Below are 16,118 nucleotides of genomic sequence, written 5' to 3' on the forward strand. Positions count from 1 at the left end.
CCCCGCAGCCGCCCAAGCCCACCCCCAAGCCACCGCAGCCCAAGCCGCAACCGGTGCAATGAACTGGGCAATCACCTCGGCCGGAATGATCTGTGGCTCTGGGGGGCGGTCCATACCGCTTTGCAAGGCCCAGATGCCTGCGGCATGCAAGGTCAGCACCACACCGGTGATCATGGTCTTGTGACCAAAATGTCCGGCAGGAGCGAATTTTTCAGAAGGAGACATAGATATCAAAAAGCCGGCTGTCGCAGCCAGCAGGCCTGCCATCGCGGCCTAGTGCGCAAGGTGGAAGAAATCGTACGCCCAAAGCGTCGGTGCTGCGTCCGCTATTTGCGGAACATCCACCATGAGCAACCCAGAACCAGGATCAGGCTGCCTGCAACTGTTGTGACGAATGCCATGCTTTGCTCTCCAAGATAGGGGTGGCAAGCTGAACTGTCTGTACGCTGGCTTCGTTGTGAATGGCCGCTGCGGCACCGCTGCTGCAGCACTTGGCCACCACGTCACGGGCGCAGGTTTCGCAGCGACCGCATTGGGTGGCCACACCCAGTTCGAATTGAATTTCGTCAAAACTCATGCCCGCATGTGCATGGCGCGCGATCTCGCGATCAGAAACTCGGTGGCATACACAAACGATCATGGCTGCAAGCAGTTGTGGCTGGCTATTGATGTGATGCAGAAATTATAAATGCGAATTCATCGCATTTGCAAACACTTTCTATGCGTCGGGTTAAAGCGAGGCTGCAGACGGGCGTAAAAAAACCGGCCGAAGCCGGTTGTGTGTGCGCCAGGTGGATCAGCTGACGTGCTTGCCGATCAGGCCAGCCATTTCGAACATCGAAACTTGGGGCTTGCCGAACACTTCCTTGAGCTTGGCATCTGCGTTGATCATGCGCTTGTTGGCAGCGTCTTGCAGCTTGTTGGCCTTGATGTAGACCCACAGCTTGCTGATGATTTCGGTGCGGGGCAGAGGATCCTTGCCCACCACGGCCGCCAGAGCCGGGCTGGGGGTCAGGGGTTTCATGAAGGCGGCGTTAGGAGTGCGCTTTTTTGCGGGAGCTGCGGTTGCAGCAGTTGCCTTCTTTGCAGTTGCCATGTTTGCTTTCCTTGTTGGGATGGGTGTTGTGCCAGCTTGGCGGGGCGCGGGCCTGCGCCACGACTGGTTGAGCCTGATGCTAATGGGAAAAATTAGGCTTTCCAAGCGGGCGAACCAGTTTTTTTCACCAGAGTTGTTGCAACAGAGCACGTCTTGACGCAAAAGCGTACCGTTTCTTTCCAGTCCGCCCAAGAAATGGGAGCATGCCTCTGTGTGAATCCAGAATCAAACCAAGGGCGTTGACCTGCCCTCAAGAGGAGATGTGATGCCAGTCAATTTTCAGACCTGTGACCTGTGCGACGCCCACAAGAGTGAGGATGGTGGGGCCTTCAGGGTGTTGCCGCCGGTGTTTCACCACTATGGGGGGATGCGGCAGTTTGCGGGTCCAGTTGCCACCGTAAAGTGCTTCGAGGACAACAGCCTGGTCAAGCAGGCGGTGGACTCTGCCGGGAGCGGGCGGGTCTTGGTGGTGGACGGCGGCGGGTCTCTGCGCAAGGCGCTGGTGGGGGGCAACCTCGCAGCGGCTGCGGCGCGCAACGGCTGGGCGGGGGTGGTGGTCGATGGGTGTGTGCGCGACGTTGCAGAGTTGCGCAGTGCGGAGGTGGGCATCATGGCCCTGGGTCTGATGCCCATGCCCACCGAAAAGCGCGGCGAAGGCCAAAAGGATGTAGCGGTGATGCTGGCGGGCGTGCCCGTGCGTCCGGGGGACTGGCTGTATGCGGATGAAGACGGGGTGGTGGTGACACATGGACCGGTGCACATGGCCGCAAGCTGAATCAGCCTTTCAGCCGCAATTTTCACTTGGCAATGATGTGTTTTCATATTGCAAAATTTCTCAATGTTGCAATGCAATAAGAAATTTCACGGATAAGAATTTGATTTTGCATTGAGAAATATGTGTATAAGTATTTGATTTTTAATGATGAAAATATTTATCTTGTATAAGACATAAGAGCTTGCATGACTCTTCTATAAGACTTAAATTTATTTCCAGGCCGAAAAAAATCGGCGCCCAAGTTCGGACCATTGACTGACTTTTAACTGGAGACCCACCATGCCTGAATCCCTGAACCAACAACTCAGCCGTGAACAGCAGATCGCCGCCCTGGAAAAGGATTGGGCGCAAAACCCCCGCTGGAAAGGTGTGAAGCGTGGCTATACCGCTGCCGACGTGGTGCGCCTGCGTGGCAGCCTGCAGCCTGAGTACACCCTGGCCCAGCGCGGCGCAGCCAAGCTGTGGGAAAAGATCAACGGTGGTGCCAAGAAGGGCTATGTGAACGCCTTCGGCGCGATCTCTGCAGGCCAGGCCATGCAGCAGGCGAAGGCAGGGCTCGAAGCGGTGTACCTGTCTGGTTGGCAAGTGGCTGCCGACGGCAACACTTCCGAGACCATGTACCCCGACCAGTCGCTGTACGCCTACGACTCGGTGCCCACCATGGTGCGCCGCATCAACAACACCTTCAAGCGTGCTGACGAAATCCAGTGGGGCCGTGGCATCAACCCCGGCGACAAGGAATTCATCGACTACTTCCTGCCCATCGTGGCGGATGCCGAAGCCGGCTTCGGCGGCGTGCTGAACGCCTTCGAGCTGATGAAGAACATGATTGCCGCTGGCGCTGCTGGTGTGCACTTCGAAGACCAACTGGCGGCTGTGAAGAAGTGCGGCCACATGGGTGGCAAGGTGCTGGTGCCCACGCAGGAGGCCTGCGAGAAGCTGATCGCGGCGCGCTTCGCCGCCGACGTGATGGGTGTGCCCACCATCGTGCTGGCCCGTACCGATGCGGAGGCCGCCAACCTGATCACGTCCGATCACGACGCCAACGACAAGCCCTTCCTGACTGGCGAGCGTACGCAAGAAGGCTTCTACCGCGTCAAGAACGGTCTGGAGCAGGCGATCAGCCGCGGCGTGGCCTACGCACCTTATGCGGATCTGGTCTGGTGCGAAACCGGTGTGCCCGACATTGGCTTTGCCCGTGAGTTCGCACAGGCTGTGCACGCTGCCTGCCCTGGCAAGTTGCTGTCGTACAACTGCTCGCCCTCGTTCAACTGGAAGAAGAACCTCGACGACAAGCAGATCGCTGCGTTCCAGGACGATCTGTCGGCGCTGGGTTACAAGTACCAGTTCATCACGCTGGCCGGTATTCACGTCAACTGGTTCAATACCTTCCAGTTCGCCCATGCCTATGCCCGTGGTGAAGGCATGAAGCACTACGTGAACATGGTGCAGGAGCCCGAGTTCGCGGCGCGTGACAAGGGGTATACCTTCGTGTCGCACCAGCAGGAAGTGGGTGCGGGCTACTTCGACGACGTGACCACCGTGATCCAGGGTGGCTCTTCCAGCGTCAAGGCGCTGACCGGCTCGACCGAAGAAGAGCAGTTCCACTGATTGAGCGCCTGCCGGCGCAGAGCAAGGTGGGGTTCTGCGCTGGCTTGGGGTGATATGGCTTGGCCTGCAGTCGCTGACTGCGGGCTTTTTTGTTGTTGCAGCGTTAAAATGCGCAAATACTTAATCAACAAGGGCGAGAAAGGCAATCTGGTTATGACACCGCGAACGACGAGCACGGAGTTCTCTCGCAGCCATTGAGGCTGTGTGTTCGCGCCTGCCTGCAGTTGTTGGCCCCTTCAGCGCGGACATGTCCGCGCTTTGTTTTTTCAGCCACTGCGCGCTTCTGTCACAGACAAGTTTCCAAGGATTTTCATGCTAAAGATCACACTTCCAGACGGCTCGCAACGCGAATTTGACGGCCCTGTCACGCCCATGCAGGTGGCTGCATCGATTGGTCCTGGCCTGGCCAAAAACACGGTGGCTGGCAAGGTCAATGGCCGTTTGGTGGATGCCTGCGATCTGATCGAGCAAGACGCGCAGTTGCAAATCATCACGCCCAAGGACCAGGACGGCCTTGACATCATTCGCCACTCCTGTGCCCACTTGGTGGGGCATGCCGTCAAGCAGTTGTATCCGACCGCCAAGATGGTGATCGGCCCTGTGATCGACGAAGGCTTTTACTACGACATCTCCTACGAACGCCCGTTCACGCCCGAAGATATGGCGGCGATTGAAGTGCGCATGAAGGAGTTGATCGCGCAGGACTATGACGTGATCAAGAAGATGACCCCGCGCGCCGATGTCATCAAGGTGTTCCAGGAGCGTGGCGAAGACTACAAGCTGCGCTTGGTCGAGGACATGCCGGACGAGCAGGCCATGGGCTTGTACTACCACCAGGAATACGTGGACATGTGCCGTGGCCCGCACGTGCCCAACACTCGCTTCCTGAAGGTCTTCAAGCTGACCAAGCTGGCGGGTGCGTACTGGCGTGGTGATGCCAAGAACGAGCAGCTGCAGCGTGTGTACGGCACAGCCTGGGCCGACAAGAAGGACCTGCAGGCTTACATCACCCGCATCGAGGAAGCTGAAAAGCGCGACCATCGCCGCCTGGGGCGCGAGCTGGATCTGTACCACATCGATGAATGCTCGCCCGGCACTGTGTTCTGGCACCCCAAGGGCTGGCGCGTGTGGCAGGAGGTGGAGCAGTACATGCGCCGCATCTACCGCGACAACGGCTACGAAGAAGTCAAGGGTCCACAAATCCTGGACAAGACGCTGTGGGAGAAGACCGGTCACTGGGACAAGTACCGCGACAACATGTTCGTGACGGAATCCGAGAAGCGCGACTACGCCTTGAAGCCCATGAACTGTCCTGGGCACATCCTGATCTTCAAGCAGGGCATCAAGAGCTACCGCGAATTGCCGCTGCGCTATGGTGAATTCGGTCAGTGCCACCGCAATGAGCCCACTGGCGGCTTGCACGGCATCATGCGCGTGCGCGGCTTCACGCAGGACGATGGCCACATCTTCTGTACCGAAGACCAGATCCAGCAGGAAGTGCTGAACTTCAACCAACTGGTGCAGAAGGTGTATGCCGACTTCGGCTTCGCCGACATCATCTACAAGGTGGCCACCCGCCCCGCAGCACGCATCGGCTCGGACGAAATCTGGGACAAGGCCGAAAAAGCCTTGTTCGATGCACTGAAGGCATCGGGTTGCGACTACCAGATCGCTGTGGGCGATGGTGCCTTCTACGGCCCCAAGATCGAGTACACCCTCAAGGATGCGTTGGGTCGCCAGTGGCAGTGCGGCACCATCCAGGTGGACTTCTCCATGCCGGAGCGTCTGGATGCCGAGTATGTGGGCGAAGATGGCGCACGCCACCGCCCCGTGATGCTGCACCGGGCCATCGTCGGTTCGCTGGAGCGTTTCATCGGTATTCTGGTCGAACAGTACGCGGGCGCCTTGCCCGTGTGGCTGGCGCCAGAGCAGGTGGCGGTGCTCAACATCACGGACGCGCAGGCCGGTTACGTGAAGGAAGTTGTGGCAAAGGTGCAAAAAGCATTGCCCCATCAAAGCCTTAAGGTGGTGTCTGATCTGCGCAACGAAAAGATCACGTATAAAATACGCGAGCATGCATTGCAGAAGCTGCCTTACATCCTGGTCGCAGGCGACAAGGAAAAAGCGGCAGGCACCGTCGCTGTGCGTGCCCGGGGTAACAAGGACTTGGGCGTCATGTCGGTGGAAGCGTTCATTGAACTGCTGACCAGCGATATCCACAACAAAGTCTGATGCAGTAAGGCGCGGCCAGTCCGCGCCGATCTCATCAATGCAAGCAGCTACGCTTTTCGTAGCGTTTTCAATTTAGGGTGAAAGCCATAGCTACAGAATTCCGTGACCGTCGCCACCGCGAGGAACGCAAACACCGTCTGAACCGTGAAATCATGGCGCCTGAAGTGCGTCTGTCGGGTCCTGAGAATGAGCCCCTGGGCATTGTTTCCTTGCAGGAAGCATTGCGCATGGCCGGTGATTTGGACGTTGATCTGGTGGAAATTGCCGCAACGGCAACGCCACCCGTATGCCGCTTGATGGACTACGGCAAGTTCAAGTACCAAGAGCAGAAGAAGGCGGCGGAAGCCAAGGCCAAGCAGACCGTGATCGATATCAAGGAGGTGAAATTCCGCCCAGGTACCGATGATGGCGACTACAACATCAAGCTGCGCAACATTCGCCGTTTCCTGGCGGACGGCGACAAGGTCAAGGTGACCCTGCGTTTCCGCGGTCGTGAAATCACGCACCAGCAACTGGGTCTGGACCTGCTGAACCGTCTGCGCGACGAACTGGCGGACTCCATCCAGGTGGAGCAATTCCCCAAGCTGGAAGGCCGCCAGATGGTGATGATGATTGCCCCTGCGCGCAAAAAGCCTGCCGGTGGCAAGCCCGCCGCAGACACAGGCGCGCAAACCGCGTAAAATGCATCGTTTTTCGGGAGCATGCCCGCAAGGGCAGGTTTTCGTTTTGCAGCTTGCAAAGCTGTAAAAGCCGGCGCAAGCCAGCACCCAGAAGTGTCTCGGGGCCTACAAGTTGGGGCAGGGTTGCCACAACGCCTCACGAGCACAACAAACAGGAGCATTCACATGCCCAAAATGAAGACCAAGAGCAGCGCGAAGAAGCGTTTTCGCGTTCGTCCCGGTGGTACCGTCAAGCGCGGTCAAGCCTTCAAGCGTCACATCTTGACCAAGAAGAGCACGAAGAACAAGCGCCACCTGCGTGGCATCACTTCCGTGCATGAAGGCGATATGGGCTCCATCGCAAAGATGTTGCCTGGCGCTGGTCTGTAATTCACTGACGAACTAGGAGAAAACACATGCCTCGCGTCAAACGTGGTGTAACGGCTCGTGCCCGTCACAAAAAAGTTCTGACCCTGTCCAAGGGTTTCCGCGGTCGTCGCGGTAACGTCTTCCGCGTCGCCAAGCAGGCGGTGATGAAGGCAGGCCAATACGCCTACCGTGACCGTCGTACCAAGAAGCGCGTGTTCCGCCAGCTGTGGATCGCCCGTATCAACGCCGCTGCACGTGAACTGGGCCTGACCTACAGCCAGTTCGCCAACGGCCTGAAGAAGGCTTCCATCGAAATCGACCGCAAGATGCTGGCCGATATCGCTGTGCACGACAAGGCTGCTTTCAGCAGCATCGTTGACCAAGTGAAGGCCAAGCTGGCTGCTGCTTAAGTTAACGGTTGGTTGCTACTCTTCGGGTAGCTGCTAGCGCACAAACGGCAAGGGCTAGGGCTTGAAAAGGCACTAGCCCTTGTTTATTTTTACAAGTCGATAAAGAGTCGATATGAACGAGTTGGATTCTCTGGTCGAAAGCGCGCAGCAGCTGTTTGCGCAGGCCCACACCCCCGCTGATCTGGAAAATGCCAAGGCGCAGTTTCTGGGCAAGTCGGGCAAGATGACCGAGCTCATGAAGGGCATGGCGCAGCTTTCCGTCGAAGAGAAAAAGTCGCGTGGCGCTGCCATCAACGTGGCCAAGCAGGCGATCGAAGCGGCCCTGACCGCGCGCCGCAAGGCGCTGGCCGATGCCGAGCTGCAGGCCCACCTGAAGGCCGAAGTGCTGGACGTGACCCTGCCGGGCCGCCGCCGCGGCACGGGCGGTCTGCACCCCGTGTCCGTGACGATGGAGCGCATCGAGGGCATTTTTGGCTCCATGGGCTTTGACGTGGCCGAAGGCCCCGAGATCGAATCCGACTGGTTCAACTTCACGGCGCTGAATACGCCCGAAGACCACCCCGCGCGCTCCATGCACGACACCTTCTATGTGGAAGGCGGCACGCAGCACGCGCCCAACCTGTTGCGCACGCACACCAGCCCGATGCAGGTGCGCCATGCCGTGCAGCACGTCAAGAAATACCGCAATGCGCTCGATGCCGGCCAGTCCATGCCCGAGATCCGCGTCATTGCCCCCGGCCGCACCTACCGTGTGGACTCGGACGCCACGCACTCGCCCATGTTCCACCAGTGCGAAGGCCTGTGGATCGGCGAGAACGTGAGCTTCAAGGACCTGAAGGTCGTGTTCACCGACTTCTGCAAGACCTTCTTTGAATCGGACGACCTGGTGCTGCGTTTCCGCCCCAGCTTCTTCCCGTTCACCGAGCCTTCGGCCGAAATCGACATCCAGTTCCAGAGCGGCCCGCTGGCTGGCCGCTGGCTGGAGGTGGCCGGCTCTGGCCAGGTGCACCCCAATGTGGTGCGCAACATGGGCCTGGACCCCGAAAAGTACATCGGCTTTGCCTTTGGCATGGGCCCCGATCGCCTGACCATGCTGCGTTATGGCGTGAACGACCTGCGCCTGTTCTTCGACGGCGACATCCGTTTCCTGTCGCAGTTCCAGTAATTCATAAAGTGAGCGGTTTGCGCGCAGCCATCAAGCGTTTCAGATGGTTTTGATACGGAAGTCCTTGATCGCCGCGCGCCAACAGCTCCTGCTTTTGAAAGTACGCCTGCCCAGTCCGCTGCAGACCTGCAAGGTGCAACGGGCATGAACGCCAAAGAGTCTGACTATGCAATTTCCTGAATCCTGGTTGCGCGAATACTGCAACCCGACACTGACGACCCAAGAGCTGGCCGACACCCTGACCATGGCTGGTCTGGAAGTCGAAGAACTCGACCCCGTGGCGCCTCCCTTCACCGGCATCGTGGTCGGTGAAATCAAGGAAGCCGTGCAGCACCCCGACGCCGACCGCCTGCGCATCTGCCAGGTCGACGTGGGTGGCCCCGAGCTGCTGAACATCGTCTGCGGCGCGCCCAATGCGCGCGTGGGCATCCGTGTGCCTTGCGCCACTGTGGGCGCCGAGCTGCCACCCGGTGAGGACGGCAAGCCCTTCAAGATCAAGATCGGCAAGCTGCGCGGTGTGCAGAGCTTTGGCATGCTGTGCTCGGCCAAGGAGCTGGGCATCGACGACGACGCCAGCGGCCTGCTGGAGTTCCCCGCCGATGCGCCCCTGGGCCAGAACGTGCGCGCCTACCTGAATCTGGACGACACGCTGTTCACGCTCAAGCTCACGCCCAACCTGGCGCATTGCCTGAGCGTGTATGGCGTGGCGCGCGAGCTGTCGGCCCTGACCGGCACGCCGCTCAAAGCCCTGTCCTTCCCTGCCGCCGCCGTGGCGCTGCAGGACAAGCTGCCCGTGAAGATAGAGGCGACCGACCTGTGCGGCCGTTTCTCGGGCCGCATCGTGCGCAACGTCAACACGCAGGTGAAGACGCCCCAGTGGATGGTGGATCGCCTGGCGCGCTGCGGCCAGCGCGCGGTCTCGCCCCTGGTGGACATCTCCAACTACGTGATGTTCGAGCTGGGCCGTCCCAGCCACATCTTCGATCTGGACAAGATCCACGGCGGCCTGAATGTGCGCTGGGGCAAGGAGGGCGAAACGCTCAAGCTGCTCAATGGCAACACCATCAAGATTGATGATTTCCTCCAGGTCGGCGTGATTGCCGACGACCAGGGCCTGGAATCGCTGGCCGGCATCATGGGCGGTGATGCCACGGCCGTGTCCGACGACACCAAGAACATCTACATCGAAGCCGCGTTCTGGTTCCCCAAGGCCGTGGCTGGGCGCTCGCGCCACTTCAACTTCTCGACCGACGCCGGCCACCGCTTCGAGCGCGGTGTGGACCCTGCGTTCACCACCGAGCACATCGAGCGCATCACCGCGCTGGTGCTGGAGATCTGCGGCACGCCCGACACACAGGTCGGCGCCCTGGACGACCAGCAGCCCAACATGCCCGCGCCCAAGACCGTGCAACTGCGCGTGGCGCGTGCGGCCAAAGTCATCGGCATGGCCGTGACGCAGCAGCAATGCCTGGATGCCTTGAATGGCCTGGGCTTGCCAGCCACCGTGGCCAGTGAAGGCGTGATTTCGGTCACCGCACCCACCTTCCGCTTCGACATCAACCTGGAAGAGGATTTGATCGAGGAAGTGGCGCGCATGATCGGCTACGACAACCTGCCGACCACCAAGCCGTTGGCGCCCATCGCGCCCAAGCTGCGCGCGGAAAACCGCCGCAGCCCCTACGCCGTGCGCCATGCGTTGGCCGGCCTGGGCTACCAGGAAACCATCAACTTCTCGTTCGTGGAAGCCAAGTGGGAAGCCGAGCTGGCGGGCAACCACGATCCCGTCAAGCTGTTGAACCCGATTGCCAGCCAGTTGAGCGTGATGCGCTCCAGCCTGATCGGCTCGCTGATGCAGGTGCTGAAGTTCAACGTCGACCGCAAGGCGCCGCGTGTGCGCGTGTTCGAACTGGGCCGCGTGTTCTTCAAGGATGCGTCCGTGGTCGACTCCGACACCACCGTCAAGGGCTTCTTCCAGCCCATGCGCGTGGCCGGCCTGGCCTATGGCGCGGCCGAGCAGCTGCAGTGGGGCCGTGTGGATGCCAAGGTCGACTTCTACGACGTCAAGGGCGATGTGGAAGCGCTGCTGGCACCGCTCAAGCCTGTGTTCGAGCCTGCCGAGCACCCGGCCATGCACCCCGGCCGTTGCGCCCGTGTGCTGCTGGACGGCCAGGCCATTGGCTTTGTCGGCGAGCTGCATCCCCAGTGGCGCCAGGAATGGGATCTGGCCCAGGCGCCGGTGATGTTCGAGCTGGAGCTGGACGCCGTGCTGGCCCGCCAGGTGCCCGTGTTTGCCCCCGTGGCCAAGCACCAGGCGGTGGAGCGCGACATTGCCGTGGTAGTCAAGGAGGCCGTGACCCATGCCCAGGTGATGCAGGCGATTGCCGCGGGCGTGCCCGGCGGTATGCTGCGCCATGCCGTGCTGTTCGACGTGTTCCGTCCCAAGAAGCTCAAGGCCGGTGAGGAAGCGGCACCCGGCAGCCTGGCGCAGGACGAGAAGAGTCTGGCCGTGCGCCTGACCCTGGGTCGCGATGATGCATCGCTGACCGACGTGGACATCGACACCGCCATGCAGGCGGCGATTGCCGCCTTGCAAACCCAAGTGCAGGCCCGCCTGCGCGGATGAGGCAGACCATGGAAGCAAGCAAAGTGCTGATGGACAGCGACGTGGACACAGCGGGCGCCTTGACCAAGGCCCAGTTGGCCGATCTGCTGTTTGACCAACTGGGCGTGAGCAAGCGCGAGGCCAAGGACATGGTGGATGCCTACTTTGACCTGATCGCGCAAAGCCTGGTGCAGGGCGAGGAGGTCAAGCTCTCGGGCTTCGGCAACTTCCAGATCCGCACCAAGGCGCCGCGCCCCGGACGCAACCCGCGCACCGGCGAGCTGATCCCCATCGATGCACGCCGTGTGGTGACCTTCCACGCCAGCACCAAGCTCAAGGAGCAGATCCAGGGCTGAGTGGAGGGCTAGGTCCTTGATTTCAAAGGATCTGGTTGAAATCTGTGGTTTGCGGCGTCTGATTTGCCTCAGATGCTACAAAAACTGGATTACAATCATGGCTTCGGCGTGTAGCGCAGCCTGGTAGCGCACTTGCATGGGGTGCAAGGGGTCGCGAGTTCGAATCCCGCCACGCCGACCAATTTATCGAAAATGTGCCAGATACCCATCTGGCACATTTCACTTCCCAAGCATCCTCAGTGTTTGGAAAAGTGGGTGTCAAAACCGCGGTATAATCTGAGGCTTCGGCGTGTAGCGCAGCCTGGTAGCGCACTTGCATGGGGTGCAAGGGGTCGCGAGTTCGAATCCCGCCACGCCGACCAGTTTGAAAAGGCCTTGATCTTCAGATCAAGGCCTTTTTCATTGGTGCATATAAATCACCAAGCATAGCGGCTAGCGCAGGCCTGGCCGGCTTTTGCAAGATCTTTGGTACAGAACACCAGAAGCAGCGTGCGCAAGTAGATATGTTTTTGGTAGCGGGTCAAGCCCTTTCTGCGCTTTGTTTCACGCAGGACAAGGCTTGGATGCCGCCGCGTTAATTAACGTCAAACTGTCATCGTGGGGCCGTGGCAGGCACTTAGGATCGCGCCTTTGTCTGGCGCCAGCCATGCCTTGCACCAATTTTGTGCGTGTGCGGGGTCTCTGAGAACGACGTGTATGCGCGAAAACCTTTCCGTGATGGACCAAGAATTTGATTACCCGGCGGACGAGCTGTTGATGTCCACCACCGACAGCCAGGGGCGCATCACCCACTGCAATGCCGCTTTCGAGCGCGTCAGCGGCTACACCATGCAGGAATTGATGGGGCAGCCGCACAACCTGGTGCGTCACCCGGACATGCCGCCGGAGGCCTTCAAGGACATGTGGTCCACGATTGGCCATGGTCGCAGCTGGAAGGGGCTGGTCAAGAACCGGCGCAAGGACGGCAGCTTCTACTGGGTGGCAGCCCATGTCACGCCCATCGTGCACCAGGGCAGGCCCGTGGGCTATATGTCGGTGCGGGCCAAGCCCACGCGGGCGCAGGTGCAGTCGGCCGAGGCCCTGTATGCGCAGTTGCATGCCCAGCGGGGGCAACCGCAGCCTTCGGTGGCGCTGCACGCCGGTCATGTGCGCCGCCAGGGCTGGCGCAACCACCTGGGCAAGCTGCAGCGCCTGTCCTTCACGCAGCGCATGGCCTGGATGCTGGCACCGGTGCTGGCGCTGGCCCTGATTTTCCCCTGGATGGGCTGGATCCAGCCGTGGCAGCTGGCCGTGCAGGCGTTGGCGTTGTTGGCGTGGATGGGATTGGCGCTGTGGCGCTTGCATGCACGTGTCAGCCAGCCGTTTGCGCAGGTGCAGGCGCTGGCCACGGATCTGGCCGGCTGCCAGCTGAACAAACCCTTGCCGCCCTTGTTGCCGGGGCGCCATCCCATGGCCTTGCTGATGGAGCGCTTGCAGCAGATTCACATCAACCTGCGCGCGGTGGTGGGCGATGCGCGGCATGAGATTGGCAGCTTCACCGATCTGTCGCACGGGATTGCGGCGGGCGCCACCCACCTGGCGCAGCGCACCGATGTGCAGGCCGGCAAGCTGCAGGAAACGGCCAGCACCATGCAGGTGTTGGCCCAGGCGCTGGGGCAGTCGCAGCAGACCACGCTGGAGGTGATGGCGGAAAGCCAGAAGAGTGCGCAGCTGGCGTCCGAGGGTGGCAAGGCCATGGAGCACGTGGAAAGCCTGGTGGAGAGCATCCGCCGTTCGTCGCAGCAGATGGGCAGCATCATCGCCACCATCGAGACGATCGCGTTCCAGACCAACATCTTGGCGCTGAATGCCGCGGTGGAGGCCGCGCGCGCCGGCGAGCAAGGGCGTGGTTTCGCGGTCGTGGCCGGAGAAGTGCGGGCCCTGGCGCAAAGCAGTGCCCAGGCGGCGGGGGAAATCCGGCGGCTGATCTCGGACTCGCACACGCAGATGGGGCAGGGGGTGGAGAAGATGCAGGATGCCGGGCGTACCATCGCCGAGGTGGTGCAGGCTGTGGCCCATGTGAGTGATCTGATGGGGGCGATTGGCGATGCCTCGCGCGACCAGGCCAGCGGCATCGGTCAGGTGGATGCCGCCTTGCGCGATCTGGACACGGTGACCCAGGGCAATGCCCGCCAGGCCGAAGAATCGGCGCAGTCCGCCCTGGGCATGAGCAGCAATGCCGCCATCTTGGGCCGCACCTTGGAGGTCTTCAGGCTGTAGCGGAGTGCGGTCCCCATCGGTGGATGGGGGTTGGCAATCAAAAAAGCCCCGGAGCACTTGGCTGTCGGGGCTTTTTTGATGGGGTGTGCGCGGTTCAGGCGGCTTGTTGGTCCTGGATCAGGAAGTTCAGGCGGTCCTGGCCGGCGATCCACAGTGGGGGCTTGCCGCGGCCGGTCCAGGTGGCGCCCGTGGCGGGGTCGCGGTACTTGGGGGCCACGGTCTTGGCACCGGTGCTGGCGGCCACGCGGGTGGTTTTCTTGGAGAAGACGTCTTCTTCGGTCAATTCGTACTCGGCCACGATGGCGCGCACCTGGGCGATGGCAGAAGCCAGGGCTTCTTTGCGTGCCGCTTCAATTTGCTTTTCCAGTTCTGCGCGCTGGGCCAGTAGCTCTTTATAAGTAGTCATCAAGTTCAGAGGTATCGGTGAAAAGGGGAGTTACGCCGAAACGCAATCTCAATTGGTTTTCCATTTTATCTGAGTTTGCAGGAAACAAAAATTAATACGGACAGGGAGTGCAGCTTTCTTGCGGAAATCGTGGGTCGCTGAAGAAAAGGTGCTGCGCTCTACGTAATTCCACGAATGAAAATTGCATTCCAGGGGCGTCAGCTTGTCGAAAGAGCGCCGTGAATAATGGCCGGCAGATAAAAAGTCAAGGAGACGAAACCATGGTGTCATTTGCTGAATTCCATCAGCGCTCGATTGATCCCGCCACCCGCGACGCATTTTGGGCCGAGCAGGCGCGTTGGGTGGATTGGGCGCAAGCGCCGCAGCAAATCTGCGATTACAGCAACCCGCCATTCGTGCGCTGGTTTGCCGATGGCCGATTGAATCTGTGCCACAACGCCGTGGACCGGCATTTGGCCGATCGTGCGGAGCAGGCCGCCTTGATCGCGGTATCGACCGAAACCGAAACGGAAAAGACCTACAGCTACCGCGAACTGCATGCCGAAGTGCAACGCATGGCCGCGGTGCTGCAATCGTTTGGGGTGGAAAAGGGCGACCGGGTGCAAATCTATATGCCCATGATTGCCGAGGCCGTCTTTGCCATGCTGGCCTGCGCCCGTTTGGGGGCCATTCACAGCGTGGTATTTGGCGGTTTTGCGGCGGTGTCGCTGGCATCGCGCATCGACGATGCCCAGCCCAAGGTGATTGTCAGTGCCGATGCCGGCTCGCGTGGCGGGCGCGTGGTGCCCTACAAGCCCTTGCTGGATGAGGCCCTGGGCCTCAGCGCCCACAAGCCCCAGGCCGTGCTGCTGGTGAATCGCGGCCTGGCCAAAATGGATTTGCGCGCGGGGCGCGACCACCTGTGGGGCGATTTGCGCGCCCGCTATCTGGATGTCCAGGTGCCTTGTACCTGGGTGCAATCCACCGACCCCAGCTATATCCTCTATACCAGTGGCACGACCGGCAAGCCCAAGGGTGTGCAGCGCGATACGGGCGGTTATACCGTGGCCCTGGCCGCCAGCATGCCGCATATTTTCGGCACCAAACCGGGGCAAACCTTTTTCTGTACCAGCGATATTGGCTGGGTGGTGGGCCACAGTTACATCGTATATGGCCCCTTGATTGCCGGCATGGCCACCATTCTGTATGAAGGCCTGCCCATCCGGCCTGACGCCGGCGTGTGGTGGAGCCTGGTCGAGAAATACCGCGTGACCCACATGTTCTCTGCGCCCACGGCGGTGCGCGTGCTCAAAAAGCACGATGCGGCTTTTCTGCGGCAATATGACCTGTCCAGCCTGCAGGCCCTGTGGCTGGCGGGTGAGCCCCTGGATGAGCCCACAGCGCAATGGATCAGCGAGGCCTTGCAGGTGCCCATCATCGACAACTACTGGCAGACCGAAACCGGCTGGCCGATTCTGACGCTGTGCAATGGTGTGCAGCCGCAGGTCAGCCGCTTTGGCAGCCCCGGAAAGGCCGTGTATGGCTACAACGTGCAGTTGCTGGACGACAAGACCGGCGAGGAACTGACCGAGCCGGACCACAAGGGGGTGCTGGCGATCGAAGGGCCCCTGCCGCCGGGCTGCATGCAGACCGTGTGGGGTGATGACGCCCGCTTTGTCAAAACCTACTGGCAGAGCATTCCAGGCAAGCTGGTCTACAGCACCTTCGACTGGGGCATCCGCGATGCCGATGGCTATTACTTCATCCTGGGGCGCACCGACGATGTGATCAACGTGGCGGGTCACCGGCTGGGCACCCGGGAGATCGAGGAAAGCATTGCCGCCCATCCGGACATCGCCGAGGTCGCCGTGGTCGGTGTGGCCGACAACCTCAAGGGGCAGGTGGCCATGGCGTTCGCGGTGGTGCGCGATGCCGGCAAGGTGGCCGATGCCGCAGCCCAGGCGCGCATGGAGGCCGAGGTCATGAAGCTGGTCGACAGCCAGCTGGGGGCCGTGGCGCGTCCTTCGCGGGTGTTGTTTGTGCAGGCCCTGCCCAAGACGCGCAGTGGCAAGCTGCTGCGCCGTGCGCTGCAGGCGGTGGCCGAGCGCCGTGACCCCGGGGACCTGACCACCATGGAAGACCCGACGGCCCTGGCCCAGGTCAAGCAACTGCTGGATGCCTGACCGGCCTTCGCCCAGC

The 16,118-nt window shown here is 60.9% G+C and carries 15 protein-coding genes, 2 tRNA genes and 1 pseudogene; 14 read left to right on the top strand and 4 right to left on the bottom strand.

Annotation, left to right across the window (positions count from 1 at the left end; all coding sequences use genetic code 11):
• The 3 genes and pseudogenes from FYM52_RS18885 to FYM52_RS09065 all read right to left on the bottom strand — a co-directional run.
• A pseudogene (locus FYM52_RS18885) lies at positions 1 to 225 on the bottom strand (hypothetical protein); the annotation flags it as partial.
• Between the two features lie 142 nt (positions 226 to 367).
• Complete coding sequence (locus FYM52_RS09060) at positions 368 to 640, bottom strand: bacterioferritin-associated ferredoxin (RefSeq protein WP_081888958.1); 273 nt, start codon at positions 638 to 640, stop codon at positions 368 to 370.
• Between the two features lie 156 nt (positions 641 to 796).
• The gene (locus FYM52_RS09065; RefSeq protein ID WP_042416534.1) at positions 797 to 1,096 is read right to left on the bottom strand and encodes an SWIB/MDM2 domain-containing protein; all 300 of its coding nucleotides are present in this window, start codon (positions 1,094 to 1,096) and stop codon (positions 797 to 799) included.
• Between FYM52_RS09065 and FYM52_RS18650 the strand changes: the two genes are divergently transcribed.
• The 13 genes from FYM52_RS18650 (at position 1,023) to FYM52_RS09125 (ending at position 13,534) form a co-directional block, all read left to right on the top strand.
• Positions 1,023 to 1,253, top strand: a complete 231-nt coding sequence (locus FYM52_RS18650; protein WP_162524685.1) for a hypothetical protein — start codon at positions 1,023 to 1,025, stop codon at positions 1,251 to 1,253. The two genes, FYM52_RS09065 and FYM52_RS18650, sit on opposite strands and share 74 nt — an antisense overlap.
• 108 nt (positions 1,254 to 1,361) lie before the next feature.
• Entirely contained in the window at positions 1,362 to 1,871 is a 510-nt protein-coding gene (rraA, locus tag FYM52_RS09070) for a ribonuclease E activity regulator RraA (RefSeq protein ID WP_154163842.1), read from the top strand.
• A gap of 279 nt (positions 1,872 to 2,150) precedes the next feature.
• Positions 2,151 to 3,482 carry an isocitrate lyase gene (aceA, locus tag FYM52_RS09075; protein WP_043383561.1) on the top strand — a complete coding sequence of 444 codons (1,332 nt, stop codon included), beginning with the start codon at positions 2,151 to 2,153 and terminating at the stop codon, positions 3,480 to 3,482.
• Positions 3,483 to 3,794: 312 nt separating this feature from the next.
• Positions 3,795 to 5,714 (top strand): threonine--tRNA ligase, encoded by a 1,920-nt coding sequence (thrS, locus tag FYM52_RS09080; protein WP_154163843.1) that lies wholly within the window; start codon positions 3,795 to 3,797, stop codon positions 5,712 to 5,714.
• Between the two features lie 77 nt (positions 5,715 to 5,791).
• On the top strand, positions 5,792 to 6,394 hold the full coding sequence (infC, locus tag FYM52_RS09085; protein WP_081770728.1) for a translation initiation factor IF-3: 603 nt from the start codon (positions 5,792 to 5,794) through the stop codon (positions 6,392 to 6,394).
• Positions 6,395 to 6,559: 165 nt separating this feature from the next.
• A complete protein-coding gene (gene rpmI, locus FYM52_RS09090; RefSeq protein ID WP_042416520.1) occupies positions 6,560 to 6,763 on the top strand; it encodes a 50S ribosomal protein L35 in 204 nt (67 codons plus the stop codon).
• 26 nt (positions 6,764 to 6,789) lie between these two features.
• Positions 6,790 to 7,152 carry a 50S ribosomal protein L20 gene (gene rplT, locus FYM52_RS09095; protein WP_042416517.1) on the top strand — a complete coding sequence of 121 codons (363 nt, stop codon included), beginning with the start codon at positions 6,790 to 6,792 and terminating at the stop codon, positions 7,150 to 7,152.
• 112 nt (positions 7,153 to 7,264) lie between these two features.
• A complete protein-coding gene (gene pheS / locus FYM52_RS09100; RefSeq protein WP_043383557.1) occupies positions 7,265 to 8,317 on the top strand; it encodes a phenylalanine--tRNA ligase subunit alpha in 1,053 nt (350 codons plus the stop codon).
• Positions 8,318 to 8,483: 166 nt separating this feature from the next.
• On the top strand, positions 8,484 to 10,940 hold the full coding sequence (pheT, locus tag FYM52_RS09105; RefSeq protein ID WP_154163844.1) for a phenylalanine--tRNA ligase subunit beta: 2,457 nt from the start codon (positions 8,484 to 8,486) through the stop codon (positions 10,938 to 10,940).
• Between the two features lie 8 nt (positions 10,941 to 10,948).
• Positions 10,949 to 11,275, top strand: a complete 327-nt coding sequence (locus FYM52_RS09110) for an integration host factor subunit alpha (protein ID WP_238826161.1) — start codon at positions 10,949 to 10,951, stop codon at positions 11,273 to 11,275.
• A gap of 104 nt (positions 11,276 to 11,379) precedes the next feature.
• Positions 11,380 to 11,456, top strand: a tRNA-Pro gene (locus FYM52_RS09115).
• A gap of 104 nt (positions 11,457 to 11,560) precedes the next feature.
• Positions 11,561 to 11,637: transfer RNA gene (locus FYM52_RS09120), tRNA-Pro, on the top strand.
• Between the two features lie 355 nt (positions 11,638 to 11,992).
• A complete protein-coding gene (locus FYM52_RS09125; RefSeq protein ID WP_238826162.1) occupies positions 11,993 to 13,534 on the top strand; it encodes a PAS domain-containing methyl-accepting chemotaxis protein in 1,542 nt (513 codons plus the stop codon).
• Between the two features lie 94 nt (positions 13,535 to 13,628).
• On the opposite strand, the gene FYM52_RS09130 is transcribed toward FYM52_RS09125, so the two are convergent.
• Positions 13,629 to 13,940, bottom strand: coding sequence for an H-NS histone family protein (locus FYM52_RS09130; protein WP_042416507.1), 312 nt, complete (start codon positions 13,938 to 13,940; stop codon positions 13,629 to 13,631).
• A gap of 236 nt (positions 13,941 to 14,176) precedes the next feature.
• Between FYM52_RS09130 and FYM52_RS09135 the strand changes: the two genes are divergently transcribed.
• Positions 14,177 to 16,102 carry a propionate--CoA ligase gene (locus FYM52_RS09135; protein ID WP_370513824.1) on the top strand — a complete coding sequence of 642 codons (1,926 nt, stop codon included), beginning with the start codon at positions 14,177 to 14,179 and terminating at the stop codon, positions 16,100 to 16,102.
• Positions 16,103 to 16,118: the final 16 nt, after the last annotated feature.

This window comes from Comamonas sp. CAH-2, assembly GCF_009668305.1.
In the GTDB taxonomy this organism is placed as follows: Bacteria; Pseudomonadota; Gammaproteobacteria; order Burkholderiales; family Burkholderiaceae_C; genus Comamonas; species Comamonas aquatica.